The organism is Arenimonas sp. (genome assembly GCF_047602345.1).
Lineage (GTDB): Bacteria > Pseudomonadota > Gammaproteobacteria > Xanthomonadales > Xanthomonadaceae > Arenimonas.
On sequence record NZ_JASGHN010000006.1, the window covers coordinates 93,529 to 113,999 of the forward strand.

Genomic DNA, 20,471 nt, shown 5'->3' on the forward strand with positions numbered 1-20,471 from the left:
GCCCGACTACAGCAGGGCCAGGCTCAGCCAGGGCACCCAGGTAATCACCAGCAAGGCGAAGCCGACCAGCAGGAAGAACGGCACGCAGGCCCGGGCCAGCGTCAGGATATTGCTCTTGAAACGATAGGCGGCGATGAACAGGTCCATGCCCGCCGGCGGCATGAAATAACCGATCTGCAGGTTGGCCAGCATCACGATGCCGAAATGCACCGGATGGATACCGTACGCCGCCGCGACGGGCACCAGCAGCGGCGTCAGGATCACGATGGCCGAGAAGATGTCGATGAACATGCCGACCATCAGCAGGACGGCATTGAGCAGCATCAGGAAAGCACCGGCCGAATGCACGTGCTGGCGACTGAAATCGAACAGATGGTTGGGGATTTCCTGGTCCACCATCCAGTTCGAGAGCGCACCGGCGGCTCCGAGGATGATCAGGATGGCGCCGACCAGGCGCATGGATTCGCCCATGATATCGGGCAGTTTCGAGAAACTAATTTCCTTTTTAATCAATACGGTTACGATGAATACATAAAGTGTCGTAACAGCTGCAGCCTCACTGGCTGCGAATTCGCCCGAGTAGATCCCGCCCAGGACGATAAGCGGCAATGGCAGTTCCCACTTGGCCTCTTTCAACGCGGCCCAGACTTCGCCCCAGTCGAAAGCGCTCTCCGCCTTCGGCAACTGCCGCCCCACCCACATCGCATGCAGGCTCAACACCAGGATCATCAGCGCGCCGGGCATGAGGCCGGCCAAGAAAAGGTCGCGAATGGTGACGGTCGGTGTCGTATTCAGCTGCCCGGCGACGAATCCGTACAGGATCAGCGGCAGCGAGGGCGCGAATAGCAGGCCCAGGCTGCCCGAGGAGGTCACCAGGCCAAGGCTGTAGCGTTCGGGATAGCTCGCCTTGACCAAGGCCGGATAGAGAAAAGCGCCGATCGCGACGATCGTCATGCCCGAAGCGCCGGTAAACGCCGTGAAGAAGGCACAGGCGACGATCGCGACGATGGCCAGGCCACCGGGCAACCAGCCCAGCAAGGCCAGCGACAACCTCACCAGACGGGTTGGGGTCTTGCTCTCGCCCAGCAGGTAGCCGGCGAAAGTGAACATCGGAATCGCGATCAATCCGGGTTTGTCGCCGAGGCGGTAGTACTCGACGGCAACGGCGATCAGGTCGTAACCGGCGGCATGGAACCCGAGCAGCGCGATCGCGGCGATGACCGCGAACAGCGGCATGCCCAACACCGCCAGCAACAACACGATGGCGAGGCCGGTCATCACTGGCCTTCATGCTCCGTCGGCTCGGCGAACGAGTTGATCAGGAAGCGCAGGCTCAACAGTCCGAAGCCTGCGGGAAAGACCAGCATCGGCCCCCAACTGGGCATGACCTCGGCGAACAACATCGGCGCTTCGCGCTCGAGCTGCACCATGCCCCAGCCGTACCAGGCCAGCAACGCACAGACCACCGCCGTCGCGATATGGCTGACAACCCATGCGGCACGGCGCCAGAGCGGTGGCAGCAGGCGCGGAAAAGCGTCGATCGCGATATGGCGATTCGAGCGCGCTGCGCCCAGCGCGCCCAGCAAGGCCAGCCAAAGCACGCCCATCTGGCTGACCGGTTCGGCCCAGCCCAGGCCACTGGAGAAAAAGATCCGCAGCCCGATCTGCGCCAGCGCCAACAACAACAGGCCGCCCAGCAGGGCGGCCAGCAGCAGGTCTTCGGCGCGGTGCAGCCCGGTCAGCAGACGCTTCAGCATGCGATCACTTGCCGCCCCGTTTGGCGGCCAGGGTGCGGCGAATGGTCGCCAGCAGGCCCGGCGTGAACGTGCCCTTCTGTTCCAACTGGTTCGCGGTAGTGATGCCGATCTCGCGCCAGCGCGCCGCCTCGGCCGGTGGCGGCGTCACCACCTTGGTGCCGCCCTGCTTCATCGCATTGAGCGCCTGCACGTTTTCGCGGCGATTGGCGGCATCGATGCGATTCATCGCGCCGGAGAATGCGCGTTGCATCGCTGCCTGGTCGGCAGGCGTCATTTTCGCCATGGCCTTCTGGTCGACCAGGATATAGGCCGGGATATAGGTCAAGGGCAGGTCCACGACGAACTTGATCTTGCCGTGCCATTGCAGGATCACCGCGCCCGAGGGCGTGTTGCCGACGGTATCGACCAGCCCCGTCTGCAAGCTCGTGAACACGTCCGAAAGGGGCAGCGGGATCGGCGTGATACCGCCGTTGCGGAAGGCCTGGTCGCCGATGCGATCGTTCGCCGGCACCCACACCTTCGAACTGCGCAAGTCGTCGCGCGTGCGCAATTCGTGCGTGCTCATCAGGTAGGCGAAACCGCCGCCGGCGATGCCCAACAATCGCTGGCCGTTCTTCTGGAAGCAGTCGGCCAGCATCGGATCGACGATCTTGCGCACCGCGTCCACTTCGTCCTGGCTGTTGAACAGGAACGGCAGGCTGTAGATCGGCGAATCGCGGCAAACCGAATCGATCTCGCTGCCGGTCAGCGCTCCGCCCTGCAACTGGCCGAGCCGGATCTTGCGCAACACGACCGTATCGCTGCCCATCACGCCGCCCGGGAAGAACTTCACGGTCACGCGGCCCTGCGTCTGCGTTTGAACCTCGGCTGCCGCGGCGCGCAATTCCTTCATCCAACCGGAACCGTCGGGCGCGATGGTCGCGATCTTGACCGTCTGCTGCGCCGCCACCGGCGCGGCGGCAACCACCAGGGCCGCGAGAGCGAGTCCACGAATCCACGAGTTCATCAGAAATAGTCCTTTCCGCTGATTTGGAGTTTTCGCGCCAGCTGCTGCGCCAGCGTATTCGACAAAGTCATGCCTGGCACCTTCGGATCGGCGGCCAGCACTTCTTCCAGAAGGCGATCGTGCAATTCCTGGTCGTAAACCAATCGCGCGTAGTACTGGGCCATCAGGGCCTTGGCGTACAGGTTGCGACCATTGGAAACCGCAATCGCCTGCTCGAAATACTTGCGGCCTAGCTCAGGCTTGCCGCCAACCGCTTCGGGCCGCAGCGAGTTGAGTACGCCGAGGTAGACATAGACCTGGCCGTTGTCGTGCGTGGCATCGAGGGCCACCACGCGCTCGAACAGGGACTGCACCTTCGGCAGGGCCGCGATGGCGACGAAATCCTCGCTATGGGACTGTACGAAGCCCGCCCAGGCCGTCGCCAAGGCATACAACGAATCGACGTCGGTATCGGCGGCGACCACGGTATCGAACTCGTCCTGTTGCTTATCCATCGCCGAGCAAAGAACGGCGTCCCTCAGGCAGACGCCGCGCTTGGCATAGTCCAGCGCCTTCTTCGAGAGACGCTGCGCGCGCTCGGGATCGTCGCCGGTGAAATTGCCGGCATAGGCGCCATTGAGCTTGGCGGCGGCCAGCAGGGTGGAGGCATTGCCGGCGTCGCCAGGCACCTGCCCTTCCACCAGACTGTCGAGCAACAGCAGATAAGCCGGCAAGCCATCGCGTACCGTGGCCGGGTCCTCGTTGTTGAGGATCGCGTTGCCGAGATTGGTCGCGAAACGGTCGGTCGCCTTGCCGACGATGGAGGCACATCCAACCAGGGAGCACGCAGCGATCAGGACGAGGGCGGGTCGGATCATGGCCATCATGTTCCCATAGTCTCTAAGACACCGACATGTGCGCGGCATCCATCGCTTCGGCCGCCTCGAGAGTGTTCTGCATCAGGGTGGCGACCGTCATCGGCCCCACCCCGCCCGGCACCGGCGTGATCCAGCTGGCCCGCTCGCGCGCCGCCTCGAAGCCCACGTCGCCGACCAGGCGGCCATCGTCCATCCGGTTGATACCGACATCGATCACGACGGCGCCCGGCTTCACCCACTCGCCCGGGATCAGGCCGGGGCGACCGACGGCGACGACGAGGATGTCGGACTGACGCACCTGCGCCTCGAGCACTTCGCGCGGCGTGAACTTGTGGCAGCTGATCGTCGTGCAGCCGGCGATCAGCAGTTCGAGCGCCATCGGCCGGCCGACATGGTTGCTGACACCGACGACCGTGGCCGTCGCACCGCGCACGGGGCGATCGGTGTAAGCCAGCAGGGTCGTGATGCCACGTGGCGTGCAGGGGCGCAGGCCGAACTGGCGCAGGGCCAGGTGGCCGACGTTTTCCGGATGGAAACCGTCTACATCCTTGCGCGGATCGATGCGATGGATCAGTCGGTTGCCGTCGCGCCCGCCCGGCAGCGGCAGCTGCAGCAGGATGCCGTGCACGGCGGGGTCTTCGTTGAGTCGATCGATCAACGCGGCGATCTCGTCGTCGCTGGTGTCGGCCGGCAAATCGAAATCCAGGGCCTTGATGCCGACCTTCTTGCAGGCGCGACGCTTGTTGCGCACATAGACCGCAGACGCCGGGTCTTGCCCGACTAGGATCACCGCCAGCCCCGGGCGCGCCTTGCCGGCGTCGACGCGGGCGCCTACCCGCACGGACAGATCGTCCAGCAGGGCGTCGGCGATGCGTTTGCCGTCGATGATTCGGGCGCTCATGGGTTCCTGCCGGGGAGTCGGCCTCGCATCGCGGATTCGCTGTTCCAATTCGCGGCGCTGGCGTCTAATTATCGCCGAAGCCCAATCGCTCCCGCCATATGAACGCCAACGACACTACCGAATCCGACCGCCTGGAAGCCGCCGCTTTCCGCCGCCTGCTCGCCCATCTCGACGCCCGCAAGGACGTGCAGAACATCGAACTGATGACCCTCGCCGGCTTCTGCCGGAACTGCCTCGCCGATTGGTATCGGGAAGCTGCCGAAGCCAGCGGCCTGGCGATGGACAGGGACCAGGCCCGGGAACGCATCTACGGCATGCCCTTCGCCGAATGGAAAGCGCGTCACCAGACCGAGGCCACGCCAGAACAACTGGCGGCGTTCAAAGCCGCGCAAGCCAGGCACGCGTGAAAAGCAGAACGCCCCGGAATCCGGGGCGTTCTTTAATCCATCGCCGGCGGAATCAGGCAGCGCGACGCGCGCGCTTGCGGGCAGCGGGGCGACGGGTCGTCTTGCGGGCGGCACGTTTGGCCGGCGCCGGCTTCACGCCGAGACGCGCGAGCACGGGGGAGAGGCGCTTGTTGGCTTGCGTCCGGGCTTCATCGATGAAGGCAATCGCCTTCTTTTGGGCCGGCGCGATGCGCGAGCGGGCCTGCTTGCCGAACTTTCTGGCATTGGCTTCGAACTCGGACACGGCCTCTTCGGCCTTGCCGCGCAGATCGCAGAGGCTGCCGACACCTTGCTGGTAAGCCTTCAAGGCCTGCTTGCGGCCCAGGGAGAAAGCGCCGATGCCGGCAAGGAAGAAGTCGCGGGACGACGTCGCTTTCGTGCGGGTATTGCGGGGAGCGGTCTTGCGGGCCATGGACTACCTCGTGGCTGGTTTTCGACGAACCCCTACCGGGGCGTATGGATCGAGTCTCCGTGGCCTCGCTGGAGTTTTCACACTAGGCGCGCAACAGCTTGCGGAGCGCGCGAGGCCGGGCGATGCTGGCGCCCTCACGACAGGCACGAAAGCACATGGCGACGAAGAAGTCCGGCTGGGCCAAGTTTCCGCACGATGCAAAACCCTTCGATTACAGCGGCGACAAGCTCAAGAAGGCCTGGGGCGTACTGCATGCCGGCGACGGCGAACCCTTTCCGGACGACAAGCGCGCCGCCGCGCTGATCAAGGCTGCCGGCAAGTCGGCGCCGAAAGGCGTCGACGCGGCCGGACTCGCCGAACAGCTGCAGGAAGCCTGGCGCTGTTTTCATCGCGGCGATTTCCATGAAGCCTTCGACGCGGGGTCGGCGCTCGGACCGGTCGGCGCCTCTGTCGCGGTGAAGGCCATCGGCATCCATGCGACCTACCTGGTCGAGGACGAAGCCGAGCAGCTCAAGCGCTACGAGCAGGCCGGCAAGCTCGCCGAGGCCGCCGTGGCCGCCCTGCCCGGCGAAGCCAACAGCCATTACCGCCACGCATTCGCGCTCGGCCGCTACAGCCAGGGCATCAGCATCACCAAGGCCTTGAAGATGGGTCTGGCCAGCAAGGTCCGCGCTTCGCTGGAAGCCACGCTCGAACGCAATCCCAAGCATGCCGAAGCGCTGACTGCGCTGGCGCTCTACCACGCCGAAATCATTGGCAAGATCGGCTCGCTGATCGGCGGCATGACCTACGGCGCGAAAGCCAGCGAAGCCGAGAAGCACATCGCCTCGGCGCTGAAGCTGACGCCGGATTCGCCGATCGCCCATGTCGAACACGCGAACCTGCTGTTGCTCCTGCACGGCGACAAGAAGGAGAGCGCGGCAGCCAAGGCGTACGAAAAGGCCGGCAAGCTCAAGCCGCACGATGCGATGGAAACGCTGGACGCCGAATTCGCCCGCGCGCAGATCGAGTGAATGACGGCAAAAGAAAAGGCCGGGGATGACCCCGGCCCTGGAAGATTGGTGGGCGGTACAGGGCTTGAACCTGTGACCCCTGCCGTGTGAAAGCAGTGCTCTACCGCTGAGCTAACCGCCCAATCAGCCGCGAATTCTAGGCTTTTGCGCCCTGTCCGGTCAAGCCGAGCCCGCGAGCGAAGACTTTCGAATGCCCGATACCCTGCTCTACCACAACCCCGCTTGCTCGAAGTCGCGCGCCGCCTGCGAATGGCTGGAATCGCGTGGGGTCGCGTTCGGGGTCGTCGACTATCTGCAATCGCCGCCCTCAATCGCGCAGTTCGCCGATCTGCTGAAGGCATTGGCGCTGGAACCCCGCGGGATCATGCGGCGCGACGAGGCGCTCTACGCCGAGCTCGGCCTCGATTCGCCGACGCTCGGCGATGAAGCCTTGATCGCTGCACTGGTGCAGTACCCCTCGCTGTTGCAACGACCGATCCTGCATCACCGCGACCGCGCCGTCATCGCACGACCGGCCGAGCGCATGCTCGAAATACTCGCCGATCTCAGCTGAGTTTGCTGGTCCGCAATGAACGGATCTGCGGCGGCGGAACGAAGGCATCGGCCCGCGCTTCGTTCCAGAACACCTGGTAGACCGGGTGATCCGGCAATTCGCTGGACAGCAGCTCGCCAGGTTTGAGAAAACGATGCAGGGTCGCCAGCGAACGCACTTCGGTCGAAGAAATGCGGCGCACGACATGTTCCGGGCCGATTTCTTCAGGATGATTGAGGCCGGCGGCCGCGATCAGCTCCTTCAGGGCTTTCAGCGTGTTCTGCTGGTACTGGTACACGCGCGTGGCCTTGTCGGCCGGATCGAGCGCCTTCTGCCTTGCGGGATCCTGTGTCGCGACGCCGGTCGGACAACGGTCGGTATGACAGTTCTGCGACTGAATGCAACCGAGCGCGAACATGTAGCCGCGCGCCGCATTGCACCAGTCGGCGCCGAGCGCCAGCGTGCGCACGATATCGAAGGCCGTGATGACTTTGCCCGCCGCACCGATACGCACATGCTGGCGCAGGTTCAGCCCGACGAGCGTGTTGTGCACCAGGAGCAGCGCCTCGCGCAGCGGCGCGCCGACATGGTCGGTGAATTCCAGCGGTGCCGCACCGGTGCCGCCCTCGCCTCCATCCACGACGATGAAATCGGGCCGCAAGCCCGTCTCCATCATCGCCTTCGCCACGCCGAACCATTCCCACGGGTGGCCGATCGCCAGCTTGAAACCGGTGGGCTTGCCGCCCGACAGGCGACGCAGGCGATCGACGAACTGCAGCAACTCGATCGGCGTCGAAAACGCCGAATGCTTCGCCGGCGAAACGCAGTCCACGCCCATCGGCACGCCACGTGCCGCCGATATCTCGGGTGAAACCTTCGGCGCCGGCAGGATGCCGCCCTGCCCGGGCTTGGCGCCTTGCGAGAGCTTTACCTCGATCATCTTCACCTGCCCGGAGGCGGCATTGGCGACGAAACGTTCTTCGCTGAAGCGGCCTTCGTCGTCGCGGCAACCGAAATAGCCCGAGCCGATTTCCCAGACGAGGTCGCCGCCGTTTTCCCGGTGATATTGCGAGATCGAGCCCTCGCCGGTGTCGTGATAGAAGCCGCCGCGCCGGGCGCCTTCGTTCAACGCGCGGATGGCGTTCGCGGACAGCGAGCCGAAGCTCATCGCCGAGATGTTGAAGACGCTGGCCGAATAGGGCTTCGCGGCGGATGCGCCGATCAGGACGCGAAAGTCGTGCGAGTCGAGCTTGGTCGGCGCCAGGGAATGATTGATCCACTCATAGCCGTTCTCGTAGACATTGCCCTGCGTGCCGAAGGGCCGCTTGTCGAGCACGTTCTTCGCGCGCTGGTAGACGATGGCGCGCTGCTGTCGGGAGAAGGGCCGTTCCTCGGTATCGGTCTCGACGAAGTACTGGCGGATCTCCGGGCCGATCGATTCGAACATGTAGCGGAAATGCGCGGTCACCGGATAGTTGCGGCGCACGGCGTGGCGCTTCTGCAGCAGATCCCAGAGGCCGACCGCGGTCAGCGCCGCGAAGACGGCCGCCAACCACCACCAGAACGGTTGCCACCACGACCAGGCCGTCAGGGCACAGGCCAATGCGAAGCAGGACAGGAATACCCAATAGCGGGACGGCGGCATCATGCGCTCCGATTCGCTTCGCACAGCGCATGATCGCGCCGCGCCTGATACGTGCCCGGGGCGGGGGTCGAACCCGCATGACCTTGCGGTCGGGGGATTTTAAGTCCCATGCGTCTACCAGTTTCGCCACCCGGGCATGCCGGTATGGTGCCGCAAAAAGAAAAACCCCGCCGAAGCGGGGTTTCGAAGATTGGAGGCCGAGGTCGGAATTGAACCGGCGTACGCGGATTTGCAGTCCGCTGCATAACCACTCTGCCACCCGGCCAGGGGTGTTGAAACTGTCCGCCTCCGTTTGGAGGCCGAGGCCGGAATCGAACCGGCACACGCGGATTTGCAGTCCGCTGCATTGACCATTCTGCCACCCGGCCACGGGTGTCTTGCAAATGATTTTATCGCCAAAAGGCAATGCGTCACTTCTTGAAAAAACAAAACCCCGGCGAACCGGGGCTTTGTAGAAACTGGAGCGGGAAACGAGACTCGAACTCGCGACCCCGACCTTGGCAAGGTCGTGCTCTACCAACTGAGCTATTCCCGCGGAAGTCGTCTATTTTTGGCGAAACGGCCTGCCCTGTCAACACCCTTCTTATGGTTTTTGGCTATTCCAGGGCCCTCAATGGCGGCTCATCGCCGGCCAGGCCGCACGCACGTAGTCCGCGCCGGACCACAAGGTCAGGGCGGCGGCGGCGGCCAACAACCATTCGCCGATGCGGAAAATCGGCAGGCCGAGGAAAGGTTCGCTGAATAGCAGGCAGCTGATCGCGACCATCTGCACGATCGTCTTGATCTTGCCGAGACCGGCGACTTTCACCAGGCCGTGCGCACCCAGTTGCGCCATCCATTCGCGCAGCGCCGAGATGGTGATCTCGCGCCCGACGATCACGGCCGACAACAGCGCCATCCACGCGGTCGGATGCCCTTGCACGACGAGGAACAGCGCGACCGTCACGGCGAGTTTGTCCGCCACCGGGTCCAGAAAGGCGCCGAAAGCCGAATACATGTTGAAACGTCGCGCAACCCAGCCATCCAGCCAATCGGTCAATGCGCCGGCCACGAACACGCCGGTCGTGACCCAGTTGCTCCAGCGATTCTCCCAATAGAACGCGAGCACCATCACCGGCAGGCTGAGGATGCGCAGGAGCGTCAGCAAGGTCGGAATGGTCAGCTTCACTCAGGCTTCCGTGTCGGGAGTATCCAGCCCGTGTAGTGAAGCATAGATGCGGGTCGCGAGGGCAGCGCTGACGCCTTCGACGCGGGCGATTTCCTCCACGCCCGCGCCCTTGAGACCGCCAAGGCCGCCGAAGTGCTTCAGCAACGCCGCACGGCGCCGCGGACCGATGCCGGCGATGTCTTCCAGCCGACTCGTTTCGCGCGCTTTCTGGCGTCGCCCGCGATGACCGGTGATCGCGAAGCGATGCGCTTCGTCGCGGATCTGCTGGATCAGCTGCAATCCCGGCGATTCCACGCCGGGGCGGATTTCGCGCCCGTCGGGAAACACCAGGGCTTCATGTCCTGCGCGGCGTTCCTCGCCTTTCGCCACACCGACCAGACTTACCCCTTCGACGCCGAGTTCGTGCAGCACCTGGCTCGCCTGCGCCAACTGGCCGGCGCCGCCGTCGATCAGCAACAGATCCGGCAATACGCCCTCCTCGACGCCACGGCGGAATCGCCGTTGCAGCGCCTGGTGCATGGCGGCGTAGTCGTCGCCTGGCGTGATGTCGGCGATATTGAAGCGACGATATTGCCCGCGCACCGCGCCTTCGGCATCGAACACCACGCAGGACGCGACCGTGGCTTCGCCCATCGTATGGCTGATGTCGAAACACTCGATCCGCGTCGGCGGCGTCGACAACTGCAACAGTTCCTGCAAGGACTTCATGCGCGCCTGCTGCGTCGCGGCGCTGCTGAGCTGGCTCTGCAGGGCGAGCGTGGCGTTCTTCTGCGCCAGCTCCAGGTAGCGCGCGCGATCGCCGCGCACGCTGCTCTTGATCTCGACCCGCCGGCCGGCCTGTTCGCCGAAGACTCTTTCGTACAGCTCCGTGTCGGCGATGGCGTGGCCCAGCACGATCTCGCGCGGCGGTCGCTTCTCCAGGTAGTACTGGCCGACGAAGGCTGTCAGCACCTCTTCCTCCGATTCGGCGCCATTGAGTTTCGGGAAGAACGAGCGCGTACCGAGGTTCATGCCGTTGCGGAACGACAGCAGGAGCACGCAGGCCGCGCCCTGCGCCATCGCGCAGGCCAGCACGTCCATCTCGACCTGCTCGCCTTCCACGTACTGCCTCGCCTGGATCTTGCGGATGCCGGCGATGGTGTCGCGCAATTGCGCCGCCTGTTCGAATTCGAGGCGCGCGCTGGCGGCGTCCATGGACTTCGTCAGTTCGTCCACCAATTCGTTGCTGCGTCCATCGAGGAAAAGAGCCGCGCGCCGGACGCTGGCGTCGTAGTCGCGGGTGGCGATCAGGCCAACGCAGGGAGCGGTGCAACGCCCTATCTGGTGCTGCAGGCAGGGGCGGCTGCGGTTGCGGAAGAAGCTGTCCTCGCAACTGCGCAGCTTGAATATCTTCTGCATCAGATCCAGTGTTTCGGTCACCGCCAGGCCGCTGGGGTAAGGACCGAAATAGCGACCGGGTTGCGAACGTGGCCCGCGATGCTTGCCGATGCGAGGCCAGGTCTCGTCGGTAATCAGGATGTACGGGTAACTCTTGTCGTCGCGCAGCAGGACGTTGTAACGCGGCCGCAGCGACTTGATCAGCTGGTTCTCCAGGATCAGCGCCTCGGCCTCCGTGCGCGTGACGGTGATCTCCATGCGCGCCGTTTGCGCGATCATCAACGCGATACGTCGCGACGGCAGGTCTGCGCGGAAATAGCTCGCGACCCGCTTCTTCAACGAGGCGGCTTTGCCCACGTACAACACGACGCCATCGGCCGAGAGCATCCGGTAGACACCGGGCGCGGTGGTGAGTTGCCGGACGAATTCCTTTCCGTCGAAAGGCACAGGGGTTTCGCTCATCGCTGCATTATCGCCGAGGCGCGAAGGCGCCTCCCGCCACAGGCCGACTCATTCGTCGACCGGAACGCGCGTCAACAAGCCCGTGTTCAGGTCGTGGCGCAAGATCTCGTGCTGCCCGGCATCGGCGATCCAGATCGATTCGCGCGCCATCGCCAAGGCGGCGGGCTGGTAGAGCGGTTGCGGCAGACCGTGCGTCGCCATTTCCCCTCCGCCGAGACGCAGCGTACGCAGGGCGCCGTTGTAGGTATCGGCCACCCAGAGCACCGGCGAACGCGAGTCCAGCGCCAGGGCCAGCGGATACTGCAGGCGCGCTTCCTGCCGTTGCCCATCCACGTCCCCGAACTCGTACAGGCTTTGCCCGACCAGCGTCTGCACCATGCCATGGTTCAGGTGCACTGTCCTGACGGCCGATGTCGCCGAATCGGCGACATAAAGCGTCTGCTGTACCAGCGCCATCCCGGCGGGTTGCGCGAACAAGGCCTTGTTGCCCGGGCCATCGGCGATGCCGAGCTCGCCGGTGCCAGCGACGAAACGCATGCGCCGGCTGCCGACCTCCAGTTCCCATATCTGGTTGCAGCCGGCCAGGGACAGGTAGAGGCGGTCCGTGTCGCCGACGACATCCATCGGCAAATCGAGCGGACATTCGTCGGAACGCGCTGAAATGCCCTCCTTCGGCGATCCGGGCTTGCCGCGGCCGACCAGCGTTTCGACCCGTCCGTCGAGCAGGCTGATTCGTCGGATCGCATGATTGCCGGTGTCGGCCACGTACAGGCTGTCGCGCAACACGCACATTCCCCGCGGCGAACGGAAACCCGCTTCGCTCGCGCTGCCGTCCACCAGGTCGGCGTGGCCGCTGCCGAACTGCCGCAGCACCTTGCCGGTGAAGCTGCATTCCAGGATGCGATGATGGCCGGTATCGGCGACGTACAGATGGGTGTCGGTAACCGTGATGCCCGACGGAAACGCCAACGCCTGCCGCGGCTCCGCGCCACGCACCTGGAAAACGGGCGGCAAGGCGGCGAGCTGGTCGGTTTCGTCGATCAGTTCGGCGATCATCTGGCCCAATCGCCCGGCCTGATCGTCCCCCGATACGATCTGGCGAAGATTTCCTTCCGGATCGATCAGCGCGACGGAAGGCCAGCTGGCCACGCCATAGTGTTGCCACGCGACCCAGCCGCGATCGTTCGCGACCGGAAACCCGAGCCCCATCCGGTTGATCGCCTTGAGCACGGTGCGATCGTCCACTTCGGCATCGAACTTCGGTTGATGGATCCCGAGCACGGCCAAATGCACTGGATGGCGCGCGCGCAGCAGCGCGAGCTCGCCGATCAGGTTCTGGCAATAACCCGAGCTCGCGTTCCAGAACAGTAGCGCCACGACGCGACCACGATGCGAGGCGATGGTCTGCTCGTTGGCATTGAGCCAACTCAGCGAACTCGACAATGACGGGGCGACCGTGGCGGACATCGGGGAACTCCGTGGGATGCCCAGCTTAGCGGAAATCCCCGGCCTGGCCAGCGGGCTCCAGCCGGCGCACCAGGCCCTGGGCGCCACGTTCGATCAGCGCATAGGCCAGTTCGAATTCGGCGGCCCCGCCGGTGTATGGATCGGGCACCTCGCCTTCGGCCTTGACACCGCTCCAGTCGAGGAACAAGGCGCAACGATCGGCATCGGATCCGGCGCGCCGACGCAACTCGGAAAGATTGCGCCGGTCGGCGCACAGCACCAGGTCGAAGGCCTGGAAATCACGCGACGTCAGGGCACGCGCGCGTTGCATCGAAATATCGATCCCGCGCTGACGGGCGATCGCCATGGCGCGCGGATCCGGCATCTCGCCAGCATGCCAAGCGCCCAGCCCAGCCGAATCGATGGTGTAGCGCTCCAGGCGACCGAGCTTGCGCAGCTCCGCGCGCACGAGGCCTTCCATCAAAGGCGATCGGCAGATATTGCCCAGACAGACGAACAGCAGGCGATTCATCCGCCGTTGCGCATGCGCGCATCGGCGCGCTGGAGGTCGGCTTCGGTATCCACTCCCGGTGGAAACGGCACCGGTGTCAGGCCCACGGCGATGCGATGTCCCGCCTCGAGCACGCGCAACTGCTCCAGCGCCTCCAACGCTTCCAACCGTCCGGGCGGGAGACCAGTGAAGCGGCGCAGGAAGCCGGCGCGATAGGCGTAGATGCCGATGTGGCGCAGCGCGCCCGCATCGGGCGTGCCATGCCGGTCTTCCCGAAAGCGATCGCGCTGCCAGGGGATGGGCGCCCGGCTGAAGTAAAGGGCATGGCCCTGCGCATCCGCGACGACCTTCACGGCGTTCGGGTCGAACAGGGTTTCGTTGTCGACGATCGGCGCGGCGAGCGTCGCCATCGGCGCCTGCGAATCGTGCAGGACGGTCGCCACCGCGCGAATGCCTTCGACCGGTGCGAAAGGCTCATCGCCCTGCAGGTTCACGACGATCAACTCGTCCGGCCATGCCCGCTGTTCGGCGCATTCGGCCAGGCGATCGGTACCGGAAGCATGGTCCGCGCGCGTCAGGCAAACCTTCAAAGGAAAGTCTTTCACGGCGTCGGCAATTCGGCTGTCGTCGGTGGCGACCACGACCTCGCGCGCACCGGCCGCCAACGCGCGGCGCGCCACATGCACGACCATCGGCTCGCCGGCGATGAGTCGCAGCGGCTTGCCCGGCAGGCGCGAGGCGCCGTAACGCGCGGGAATGGCGACAACGAATTCGGGAGCACTCATGCCTGGGGCGCCTGCAGGGCTTCGCACAATCCGGAGTAGAACGCATCCGGCAGTTCCGCCGCCACCGGCGCATACCATGCCCCTTCCAGCCCGAGCGCGCGACACTTCACGGCGTCCTTCTCGGTCATCAGGATCGGGGCGTCCATCCCGGCGAAATCGCCGGTCTCGAAACGGTGGTGGTCGGGGAAGGCGTGCTCCACGATATCCAGGCCGAGCCGGCGCAGCGCCGAGAAGAAGCGTTGCGGGTTGCCGATGCCGGCCACGGCATGCACCTTGCAGCCCAGGAAGGCCGAGGGATCGCAGGCAGCATCGCCGCCCAGCGAGCGCAGGCCGGCCAGACGCAGGCTCATCGGCCATTCGCCCGCTTGCGCCTGGCCGCCGTTCACGACGCGCCAATCCACGCGTCGCGGCTTCTCGCGTAACGGTCCGGCTGGCAGCATCAGGCCGTTGCCATAGCGTCGTTCGCCATCGATTACCTCGATCTCGATGTCACGGCGCAAGCGATGGTGCTGCAAGCCGTCGTCGGCCAGCACGATATCGCAGCCCTCGGTGATCGCGCGTCGACAGGCAGCCACCCGATCGGCGTCGACGTACACCGGAAGGCCGCTGCGTTCGTACAGCAGTTTGGGTTCGTCGCCGCATTCCGAGGCCGGCGTCGCAGCGTCGACCCTGACGGCCGCGCGCGACTGGCGCCCGTGCCCGCGGCTGACGATCGCGGGCCGCCATCCGGCGATGCGCAGGCGCTCGGCCAGGGCCAGGATCAGCGGTGTCTTGCCGGTACCACCCGCGGTGAAGTTACCGATGACAATGACCCTGGCCGGCACCTTGTGCGCCTGCATCCAGCCATGCCCGTAAGCGGTGCGACGAAGGTCGGTGACGATGCGGTACATGCCTGCAGCGAAACGCAACGCGTGGTTCGGCGGAACTCCGCCGTACCAGCGCCGCTGCAGCCAGGCTTCCACGCCGCCGGCCATCGCCGATCAACCCGTCGCGTTGTCGCGGAACTGCAGGCGATGCAGGCGCGCGTAGGCGCCATCGCACGCCAGCAACTCGGCATGCGTGCCCTGCTCGACCAATCGCCCATCGTCCATCACCAGCACCTGGTCGGCATGCTCGATGGTGGACAGGCGATGCGCGATGACGAGCGTCGTGCGGTCGGGAATCAGATGGTTCAGCGCATCCTGCACCAGGCGTTCGGATTCGTTGTCCAACGCTGCCGTCGCCTCGTCGAGGATGAGGACCGGTGCGTCCTTCAGGATCGCGCGGGCGATGGCCAGGCGTTGGCGTTGGCCGCCAGACAACAGGCTACCGTTCTCGCCGATGCGCGTTTCCATGCCCTGCGGCAGGCGGTCGATGAATTCCGTCGCGTTCGCGGCCTCCGCCGCCTGCCAGATCGCGCCACTATCGGCCTCGGCCATGCCGTAGGCGATGTTGGCGGCAACGGTGTCGTCGAACAGCATCACTCGCTGCCCGACCAGGGCGATCTGCCGGCGCAGATCCGCCAGGCGATAGGCGGTCAGCGGCTCGCCGTCGAGACGGATTTCGCCGGCAGAGGGTTCGTAGAAACGCGGCAGCAGGCGCGCCAAAGTGGTCTTGCCGCCGCCGGAACGCCCCACGATCGCCGTTACCGTGCCGGGCCGGGCCGTGAAAGACACGCCGCGCACGGCCGGTTCGTTCTGGCCTTCGTAGGTCACGCTGACGTCGCGGAATTCGATCTCGCCACGCGCACGCGCCAGAGCCTTCGTGCCGGTATCGGCTTCGTTCGGCTCATCGAGCAGGGCGAAAAGCCGCTCGGCCGAAGAAATGCCGCGTTGCAGGGGCCCCTGCACGTTGGTGATGCGCTTGAGCGACGGCAGCATGACCATCATCGAAGTCATGATCACGACGAACCCGCCGGCCGACATCTTGCCGGTAGCCGCGTCCAGGCCGGCCGCGAACAGGATCAACGCGAGCGCAAAAGCGCCCAGCAGCTGCACCAGGGAGGAAGCGGCGCCGCGCGTCGTTTCCATCTTCATGCTCAAGCGCAGGCTGCCCTTGGACAGATCGCGGAAACGCGCCAGTTCCTGCGCCTGCGCACCGTACACCTTCACTTCCTGCTGGCCGGAAAGGCTCTCCATGCTGGCCTGGCCGGTACGCGCCACCGCTTCCTGGATATTCCGGTTGATCCGGCGATAGCGCCGACTCACATAGGAAGAAATCAGTGCGATGGCCGGGCCCACGACCAGCATCACCACCGTCACCGTGAAGCTCTGGTAGAGCATGATGCCGAGCATGACCAGGATCGTCAGCGTGTCGGTGATCATCACCTTCAAGGCTTCGGTGATCGCCGCAGCCATCTGCGTCGTGTCGTAGTGCAGGCGCGACAACAGCTTGGCGACCGGCTCCGAGTCGTAACGTTTGCTCGGCAGACGCAGGAACTTGTCGAACAGCGTCACTTGCAGGTCGCGCACGATACCCTGACCGGTTCGGGCCATGCCGAGGTCGCTGCTGAAGGTGGCGATGCCGCGCAGGAAGAACAGACCGAGGATGATCAACGGCAGCGTAAGGCGCACATCGGGATTACGAGCGACGAAGGTCTCGTCCACCATCGGCTTCATCAGCGCGGTGAAGTAGCCCGCCGCCGAAGCCTCCACCATCATGCCGATGGCGGCGGCCAGCATCAGCCAGCGGTAGGGTTTGGCGTAGCCAAGCAGACGCTTGTACGTCTGCCAGGTCGTCGGTCGGTTTTCTTCTGATATCACGGACGAGCAGGCGGTGCGGTAGCGATGGAAATCTTGACGAATCCGATCTGGCCGAGCGCGTCCAGCGCGGTCACGACGGACTGGTGCGGCGCCCGGCCATCGGCGCGGAGAACGACAGGCTGGCTGCGGTCATCGCCCGCCACCCGGACCAACGCTTCCTTGAGGCTCGACACATCGGTTTTCAAGACCTCGTTGTTGCCGATGAAATAGCGCCCCTCGTTGTCGATAAGCAGGGTCAGCGGCGGGCCGCTCTCGGCTTTCGCGGTCGCTTCGGCCTGCGGCAACTGCAGCTTCAGCATCGAACGCTGGGTGAAGCTGGTGGTGACGACGAGGAAAAGGATCAGGCAAAACAGCACGTCGATCAGCGAGATCAGGTTGATCTCCGGCTCGTCGGTATCGCGAGGGCCGCCCAGTTTCATCCGGCGCTCCGTTCGTCGAGCGTCGGATCGACGCCCACATCGCTGCTGTCATCGAGCGCATCGATCAAGGCGATCGCCTGCTTCTCCATCTCCACGACGTATTGTGCGATCAGGCCACGGAAATATCGGTGGAACATCACGGCCGGGATCGCGACGCAAAGGCCCGCGGCCGTGCTGATCAACGCCTGCCCGATACCGCCTGCCAGCTGATTGGCGTCGCCGACACCGGTCGTCAGGATCTTCAGGAACATCTCGATCATGCCGAATACCGTGCCCAGCAGGCCGAGCAGGGGCGAGACCGAGGCGATGGTACCCAGCGTATTCATGAAACGCTCGAGCTCGTGCACGACATGGCGCCCGACGTCCTCGACGCGCTCCTTCATGATCTCACGCGGCCGCGAGCGCATGTCCAGGGCCGCGGCCAGCAGTTCGCCCAGTGGCGAATTCTTGCGCAGCACGTCGATATGGCGGGGGTCGAGCTGCCTCTTGCGGGCCCATTCGCGAACCTCGGCACCGAGGCCGGGTGGCAGGACTTCCTTGCGTCTCAGGCTCCAGAACCGCTCTACGACGATGGCCAGGGCCAGTACCGCCAGGGTCAGGATAGGCAGCATGACCCAGCCGCCAGCTTTGATCAGTTCCAGCACGCCGCACCTACGTCTTCGGGGGGATGGCCGATAGCATAGCCTGTGAAGCGTCCGGCCGGTCCCGCCAGTAGCGGGGACGGTGCGTCCGGCGTGCCTCCAGCAGGTGCACGCCATCGGCGCGCAGCGCGAAGCGCAGCATGCCCGCGTCCGCCGTGTTCAGGATCCGGGCATTTCGATGCCGGTAGCGCTGCAGGACCGTTTCGCGAGGAAGACCGAAACGATTGTCCGCCCCCGCGCTGACGACCGCCCAGGCCGGCGCTACCGCCGAGATGAACTCGCCCGTGGAGGATGTTTCGCTGCCGTGGTGGGGCACCAGCAGCCAGTCCGCTCTGAGCCCGGCCGCGTTTTCGCGTTGTAGCCGGGCTTCGACGTATTTCCCGATATCTCCCGGCAACAATGCCACCCGACCGCTCGCCTCCACCCGCAGCACGCAGGAGCTGTCGTTGCGCAGATAGGGGAACAAGGGCGGCGGGTGCAGCACCTGGAAATCGACCCCGTCCCAACGCCAGCGGTCGCCGCGCCGACAGAGTTGGCTGCCGACAGGCGCCCATCCCTCTGGCGCGTACGCGCCAGCCTCCGGAAAGGCGGCCAGCACCGCGCCAGCGCCGCCGGCATGATCGTTGTCGCCATGGCTGAGCATCAGGCGATCGAGCCGCGCGACCGCCAGGGCGCGCAGCGCAGGAACGACTGCCGCTTCGCCATAGTCCAGCCCACGCTCGCTCGCGGGTCCGGCATCCAGCAACAGGGCATAGTTCTGCGTGCGTATCAGTACCGAGCTGCCCTGCCCCACATCCAGCACGACGATCTCCGCCTCGCGCAACGCCGGCCTGAACGTGGCAGGCCAAACCAAGGGCAGGAACAACAGGATCGCGAGCCACTTTCCCGCCACGGCGCGTGGCATCAACAGCCAGAAGGCGCCGATGCACGCCAGTGCGAAGGCCGCGAGCGAGGGTTCGGGCAACCATAGCAAGGTCGCGGGCGACGAAGCCAAGAGCTCCAGGCCATGCCACAAACCCTCCATGCAGAACGCCGCCAATTGCCAGCAAGCTACCGCTGCGGCTTTCCAGACGAGCGACAGCAACAGCCCCAGCAAACACAGCGGCACCACCAACAGGCTGATGACGGGAATACCCACCAGATTCGCGATCGGCCCGGACAACGAAGCCTGCCCGAAGAACCAGATCGTCAGAGGCAGCAAGCCCAACACGGCCACGCTCTGTGCTTGCAGGAACGAGCGAAGCAGGCCCGACTCCCTCGGTTGCGGAAGACACCAAAGCAACCAGGCCACGCCGATGAAGCTCAGCCAGAATCCGGGCGTGAGTACCGACAAAGGATCGAACAGCATTACGACGATCAATGCCAGCGCGATCGCGTCCTGCGCGCGCTGTGGACGCCTCAGCATTCGCAGCGCCGCAACGGCAGCGATCATCAGCAAGGTGCGCACCGTCGGCAGGGCGAATCCAGCCAGGGCCGAATAGGCCAAAGCGAATGCGAAAGCGCCGATCGCTGCGGCCTGCGGCCGTGGCACGCGCCTTCCCCAACCCGGCAGCACCCGATACAAGCCCAGGACGCAGAGGCTGCCGAAACCGGCGACCATGCCGACATGGAATCCCGAGATCGCGATCTGATGCGTCAGGCCGGTCGATCGCAGTATCTCCCAGTCCTCGTCGCCGAGCCCGCGCGTGTCGCCGATCGCGAGGGCCCGAACGAAGCGGTCCCGCCCGTCCGGCAAAGCGCTTGCCATCTGCTGAGCGATGGCATCGCGCCAACGGTCGATGCCCGCGCCATCGGCGAGCGATAGCGCACGACCGTCTGCGCGGACGTAACCCGTCGCCGCGATGCGCTGCACGATCGCCTGACGCTCGGCATCGTAGCCACCGGCGTTGAGCACGCCGCGCGGTCGCTTCAGCCGTGCGTCGAATTCCCAACGGCTTCCGGGCTCCAGTCCTTCCTGACGCCCGTACCAACCCAGGCGCAACTTCTCGCCCACAAGCGAAGCGGGCTCGCCCGCATCCATCCGGAAATCGAAGCGCACGCCGTTCGCGTCTAGAACGGGCAAGCCGACGACATGACCGCTGAGCCGCCACGTATCGCGCGACGCATCGCCCTGCCATCGTGATTGCATGGCGTGCTGGCCCCAGACCGACGCCCAGGCCACTCCGAACAGGAATGCGCACACGATCCTCAGACGCGGCCGTCGAACGAAACCGGCGAACAGGAGCGTGGACAAGCCGGCCGCCAACCACACTGGCGGCAAGGACGGGGCGAGTTGCAATAGCGTGACGCCGCAAAGCAAGGCCGCCGCCACCGACAGTCCCAGCGGCGTCGGTGGCGTTCGGTCATGCATCA

20 protein-coding genes and 5 tRNA genes are annotated in these 20,471 nt (G+C 65.2%); 3 read left to right on the plus strand and 22 right to left on the minus strand.

What is annotated here, in order from left to right:
- Window positions 1–6: 6 nt before the first annotated feature.
- Genes QM707_RS04825 through folD form a run of 5 tightly spaced genes read right to left on the minus strand, consistent with a single transcriptional unit; the run spans window position 7 to window position 4,521 of the window.
- The gene (locus tag QM707_RS04825; protein WP_415000730.1) at window positions 7–1,278 is read right to left on the minus strand and encodes a TRAP transporter large permease; all 1,272 of its coding nucleotides are present in this window, start codon (window positions 1,276–1,278) and stop codon (window positions 7–9) included.
- The gene (locus QM707_RS04830; RefSeq protein ID WP_415000731.1) at window positions 1,278–1,757 is read right to left on the minus strand and encodes a TRAP transporter small permease; all 480 of its coding nucleotides are present in this window, start codon (window positions 1,755–1,757) and stop codon (window positions 1,278–1,280) included. The genes QM707_RS04825 and QM707_RS04830 overlap by 1 nt, the downstream gene beginning before the upstream one ends.
- 4 nt (window positions 1,758–1,761) lie before the next feature.
- On the minus strand, window positions 1,762–2,763 hold the full coding sequence (gene dctP, locus QM707_RS04835; protein ID WP_415000732.1) for a TRAP transporter substrate-binding protein DctP: 1,002 nt from the start codon (window positions 2,761–2,763) through the stop codon (window positions 1,762–1,764).
- Window positions 2,763–3,620, minus strand: coding sequence for a TRAP transporter TatT component family protein (locus tag QM707_RS04840; protein WP_415000733.1), 858 nt, complete (start codon window positions 3,618–3,620; stop codon window positions 2,763–2,765). The genes dctP and QM707_RS04840 overlap by 1 nt, the downstream gene beginning before the upstream one ends.
- Window positions 3,621–3,642: 22 nt before the next feature.
- A complete protein-coding gene (folD, locus tag QM707_RS04845; protein ID WP_415000734.1) occupies window positions 3,643–4,521 on the minus strand; it encodes a bifunctional methylenetetrahydrofolate dehydrogenase/methenyltetrahydrofolate cyclohydrolase FolD in 879 nt (292 codons plus the stop codon).
- 98 nt (window positions 4,522–4,619) lie between these two features.
- Between folD and QM707_RS04850 the strand changes: the two genes are divergently transcribed.
- The gene (locus tag QM707_RS04850; RefSeq protein ID WP_415000735.1) at window positions 4,620–4,928 is read left to right on the plus strand and encodes a DUF1244 domain-containing protein; all 309 of its coding nucleotides are present in this window, start codon (window positions 4,620–4,622) and stop codon (window positions 4,926–4,928) included.
- Between the two features lie 52 nt (window positions 4,929–4,980).
- On the opposite strand, the gene QM707_RS04855 is transcribed toward QM707_RS04850, so the two are convergent.
- Complete coding sequence (locus tag QM707_RS04855; protein WP_415000736.1) at window positions 4,981–5,379, minus strand: hypothetical protein; 399 nt, start codon at window positions 5,377–5,379, stop codon at window positions 4,981–4,983.
- Window positions 5,380–5,534: 155 nt separating this feature from the next.
- On the opposite strand from QM707_RS04855, the gene QM707_RS04860 reads away from it, so the two are divergent.
- On the plus strand, window positions 5,535–6,392 hold the full coding sequence (locus QM707_RS04860; protein WP_415000737.1) for a hypothetical protein: 858 nt from the start codon (window positions 5,535–5,537) through the stop codon (window positions 6,390–6,392).
- 46 nt (window positions 6,393–6,438) lie between these two features.
- Here the strand turns inward: QM707_RS04860 and QM707_RS04865 are convergent.
- A tRNA-Val gene (locus tag QM707_RS04865) sits at window positions 6,439–6,513 on the minus strand.
- 69 nt (window positions 6,514–6,582) lie between these two features.
- Between QM707_RS04865 and arsC the strand changes: the two genes are divergently transcribed.
- Window positions 6,583–6,945: an arsenate reductase (glutaredoxin) gene (gene arsC, locus QM707_RS04870; RefSeq protein WP_415000738.1), complete on the plus strand. Its 363-nt coding sequence runs from the start codon at window positions 6,583–6,585 to the stop codon at window positions 6,943–6,945.
- On the opposite strand, the gene QM707_RS04875 is transcribed toward arsC, so the two are convergent.
- From QM707_RS04875 to QM707_RS04945, 15 genes are all read right to left on the minus strand, one after another.
- Entirely contained in the window at window positions 6,938–8,569 is a 1,632-nt protein-coding gene (locus QM707_RS04875) for an FMN-binding glutamate synthase family protein (protein ID WP_415000739.1), read from the minus strand. The genes arsC and QM707_RS04875 overlap by 8 nt on opposite strands.
- 52 nt (window positions 8,570–8,621) lie before the next feature.
- Window positions 8,622–8,705 (minus strand) — tRNA-Leu (locus tag QM707_RS04880).
- 55 nt (window positions 8,706–8,760) lie between these two features.
- Window positions 8,761–8,834 (minus strand) — tRNA-Cys (locus tag QM707_RS04885).
- Window positions 8,835–8,862: 28 nt separating this feature from the next.
- Window positions 8,863–8,937, minus strand: a tRNA-Cys gene (locus QM707_RS04890).
- 91 nt (window positions 8,938–9,028) lie between these two features.
- Window positions 9,029–9,104: transfer RNA gene (locus QM707_RS04895), tRNA-Gly, on the minus strand.
- A 75-nt stretch (window positions 9,105–9,179) separates the two neighbouring features.
- Complete coding sequence (pgsA, locus tag QM707_RS04900) at window positions 9,180–9,737, minus strand: CDP-diacylglycerol--glycerol-3-phosphate 3-phosphatidyltransferase (protein WP_415000740.1); 558 nt, start codon at window positions 9,735–9,737, stop codon at window positions 9,180–9,182.
- Complete coding sequence (gene uvrC / locus QM707_RS04905) at window positions 9,738–11,576, minus strand: excinuclease ABC subunit UvrC (protein ID WP_415000741.1); 1,839 nt, start codon at window positions 11,574–11,576, stop codon at window positions 9,738–9,740. It lies immediately after the preceding gene.
- Between the two features lie 48 nt (window positions 11,577–11,624).
- Complete coding sequence (locus QM707_RS04910) at window positions 11,625–13,043, minus strand: redoxin domain-containing protein (protein WP_415000742.1); 1,419 nt, start codon at window positions 13,041–13,043, stop codon at window positions 11,625–11,627.
- 25 nt (window positions 13,044–13,068) lie between these two features.
- Window positions 13,069–13,554 (minus strand): low molecular weight protein-tyrosine-phosphatase, encoded by a 486-nt coding sequence (locus QM707_RS04915; protein ID WP_415000743.1) that lies wholly within the window; start codon window positions 13,552–13,554, stop codon window positions 13,069–13,071.
- Entirely contained in the window at window positions 13,551–14,318 is a 768-nt protein-coding gene (kdsB, locus tag QM707_RS04920; RefSeq protein ID WP_415000744.1) for a 3-deoxy-manno-octulosonate cytidylyltransferase, read from the minus strand. Before kdsB ends, QM707_RS04915 begins: the two co-directional genes overlap by 4 nt.
- Complete coding sequence (lpxK, locus tag QM707_RS04925) at window positions 14,315–15,292, minus strand: tetraacyldisaccharide 4'-kinase (protein ID WP_415000745.1); 978 nt, start codon at window positions 15,290–15,292, stop codon at window positions 14,315–14,317. The genes kdsB and lpxK overlap by 4 nt, the downstream gene beginning before the upstream one ends.
- A 6-nt stretch (window positions 15,293–15,298) precedes the next feature.
- The gene (gene msbA, locus QM707_RS04930; RefSeq protein ID WP_415000746.1) at window positions 15,299–17,059 is read right to left on the minus strand and encodes a lipid A export permease/ATP-binding protein MsbA; all 1,761 of its coding nucleotides are present in this window, start codon (window positions 17,057–17,059) and stop codon (window positions 15,299–15,301) included.
- Complete coding sequence (locus tag QM707_RS04935; RefSeq protein WP_415000747.1) at window positions 17,056–17,478, minus strand: ExbD/TolR family protein; 423 nt, start codon at window positions 17,476–17,478, stop codon at window positions 17,056–17,058. The genes msbA and QM707_RS04935 overlap by 4 nt, the downstream gene beginning before the upstream one ends.
- Window positions 17,475–18,122 (minus strand): MotA/TolQ/ExbB proton channel family protein, encoded by a 648-nt coding sequence (locus QM707_RS04940; protein ID WP_415000748.1) that lies wholly within the window; start codon window positions 18,120–18,122, stop codon window positions 17,475–17,477. The genes QM707_RS04935 and QM707_RS04940 overlap by 4 nt, the downstream gene beginning before the upstream one ends.
- A 7-nt stretch (window positions 18,123–18,129) precedes the next feature.
- On the minus strand, window positions 18,130–20,469 hold the full coding sequence (locus QM707_RS04945; protein ID WP_415000749.1) for a DNA internalization-related competence protein ComEC/Rec2: 2,340 nt from the start codon (window positions 20,467–20,469) through the stop codon (window positions 18,130–18,132).
- Window positions 20,470–20,471 lie beyond the last annotated feature (2 nt).

Excerpts from the sequence above, each read along its gene's own strand:
- QM707_RS04825 (WP_415000730.1), bottom strand. The coding sequence starts at position 1,278 with ATGACCGGCCTCGCCATCGTGTTGTTGCTGGCGGTGTTGGGCATGCCG.
- QM707_RS04830 (WP_415000731.1), bottom strand. The coding sequence starts at position 1,757 with ATGCTGAAGCGTCTGCTGACCGGGCTGCACCGCGCCGAAGACCTGCTG.
- dctP (WP_415000732.1), bottom strand. The coding sequence starts at position 2,763 with ATGAACTCGTGGATTCGTGGACTCGCTCTCGCGGCCCTGGTGGTTGCC.
- QM707_RS04840 (WP_415000733.1), bottom strand. The coding sequence starts at position 3,620 with ATGATCCGACCCGCCCTCGTCCTGATCGCTGCGTGCTCCCTGGTTGGA.
- folD (WP_415000734.1), bottom strand. The coding sequence starts at position 4,521 with ATGAGCGCCCGAATCATCGACGGCAAACGCATCGCCGACGCCCTGCTG.
- QM707_RS04850 (WP_415000735.1), top strand. The coding sequence starts at position 4,620 with ATGAACGCCAACGACACTACCGAATCCGACCGCCTGGAAGCCGCCGCT.
- QM707_RS04855 (WP_415000736.1), bottom strand. The coding sequence starts at position 5,379 with ATGGCCCGCAAGACCGCTCCCCGCAATACCCGCACGAAAGCGACGTCG.
- QM707_RS04860 (WP_415000737.1), top strand. The coding sequence starts at position 5,535 with ATGGCGACGAAGAAGTCCGGCTGGGCCAAGTTTCCGCACGATGCAAAA.
- arsC (WP_415000738.1), top strand. The coding sequence starts at position 6,583 with ATGCCCGATACCCTGCTCTACCACAACCCCGCTTGCTCGAAGTCGCGC.
- QM707_RS04875 (WP_415000739.1), bottom strand. The coding sequence starts at position 8,569 with ATGCCGCCGTCCCGCTATTGGGTATTCCTGTCCTGCTTCGCATTGGCC.
- uvrC (WP_415000741.1), bottom strand. The coding sequence starts at position 11,576 with ATGAGCGAAACCCCTGTGCCTTTCGACGGAAAGGAATTCGTCCGGCAA.
- QM707_RS04910 (WP_415000742.1), bottom strand. The coding sequence starts at position 13,043 with ATGTCCGCCACGGTCGCCCCGTCATTGTCGAGTTCGCTGAGTTGGCTC.
- QM707_RS04915 (WP_415000743.1), bottom strand. The coding sequence starts at position 13,554 with ATGAATCGCCTGCTGTTCGTCTGTCTGGGCAATATCTGCCGATCGCCT.
- kdsB (WP_415000744.1), bottom strand. The coding sequence starts at position 14,318 with ATGAGTGCTCCCGAATTCGTTGTCGCCATTCCCGCGCGTTACGGCGCC.
- lpxK (WP_415000745.1), bottom strand. The coding sequence starts at position 15,292 with ATGGCCGGCGGCGTGGAAGCCTGGCTGCAGCGGCGCTGGTACGGCGGA.
- QM707_RS04935 (WP_415000747.1), bottom strand. The coding sequence starts at position 17,478 with ATGAAACTGGGCGGCCCTCGCGATACCGACGAGCCGGAGATCAACCTG.
- QM707_RS04945 (WP_415000749.1), bottom strand. The coding sequence starts at position 20,469 with ATGCATGACCGAACGCCACCGACGCCGCTGGGACTGTCGGTGGCGGCG.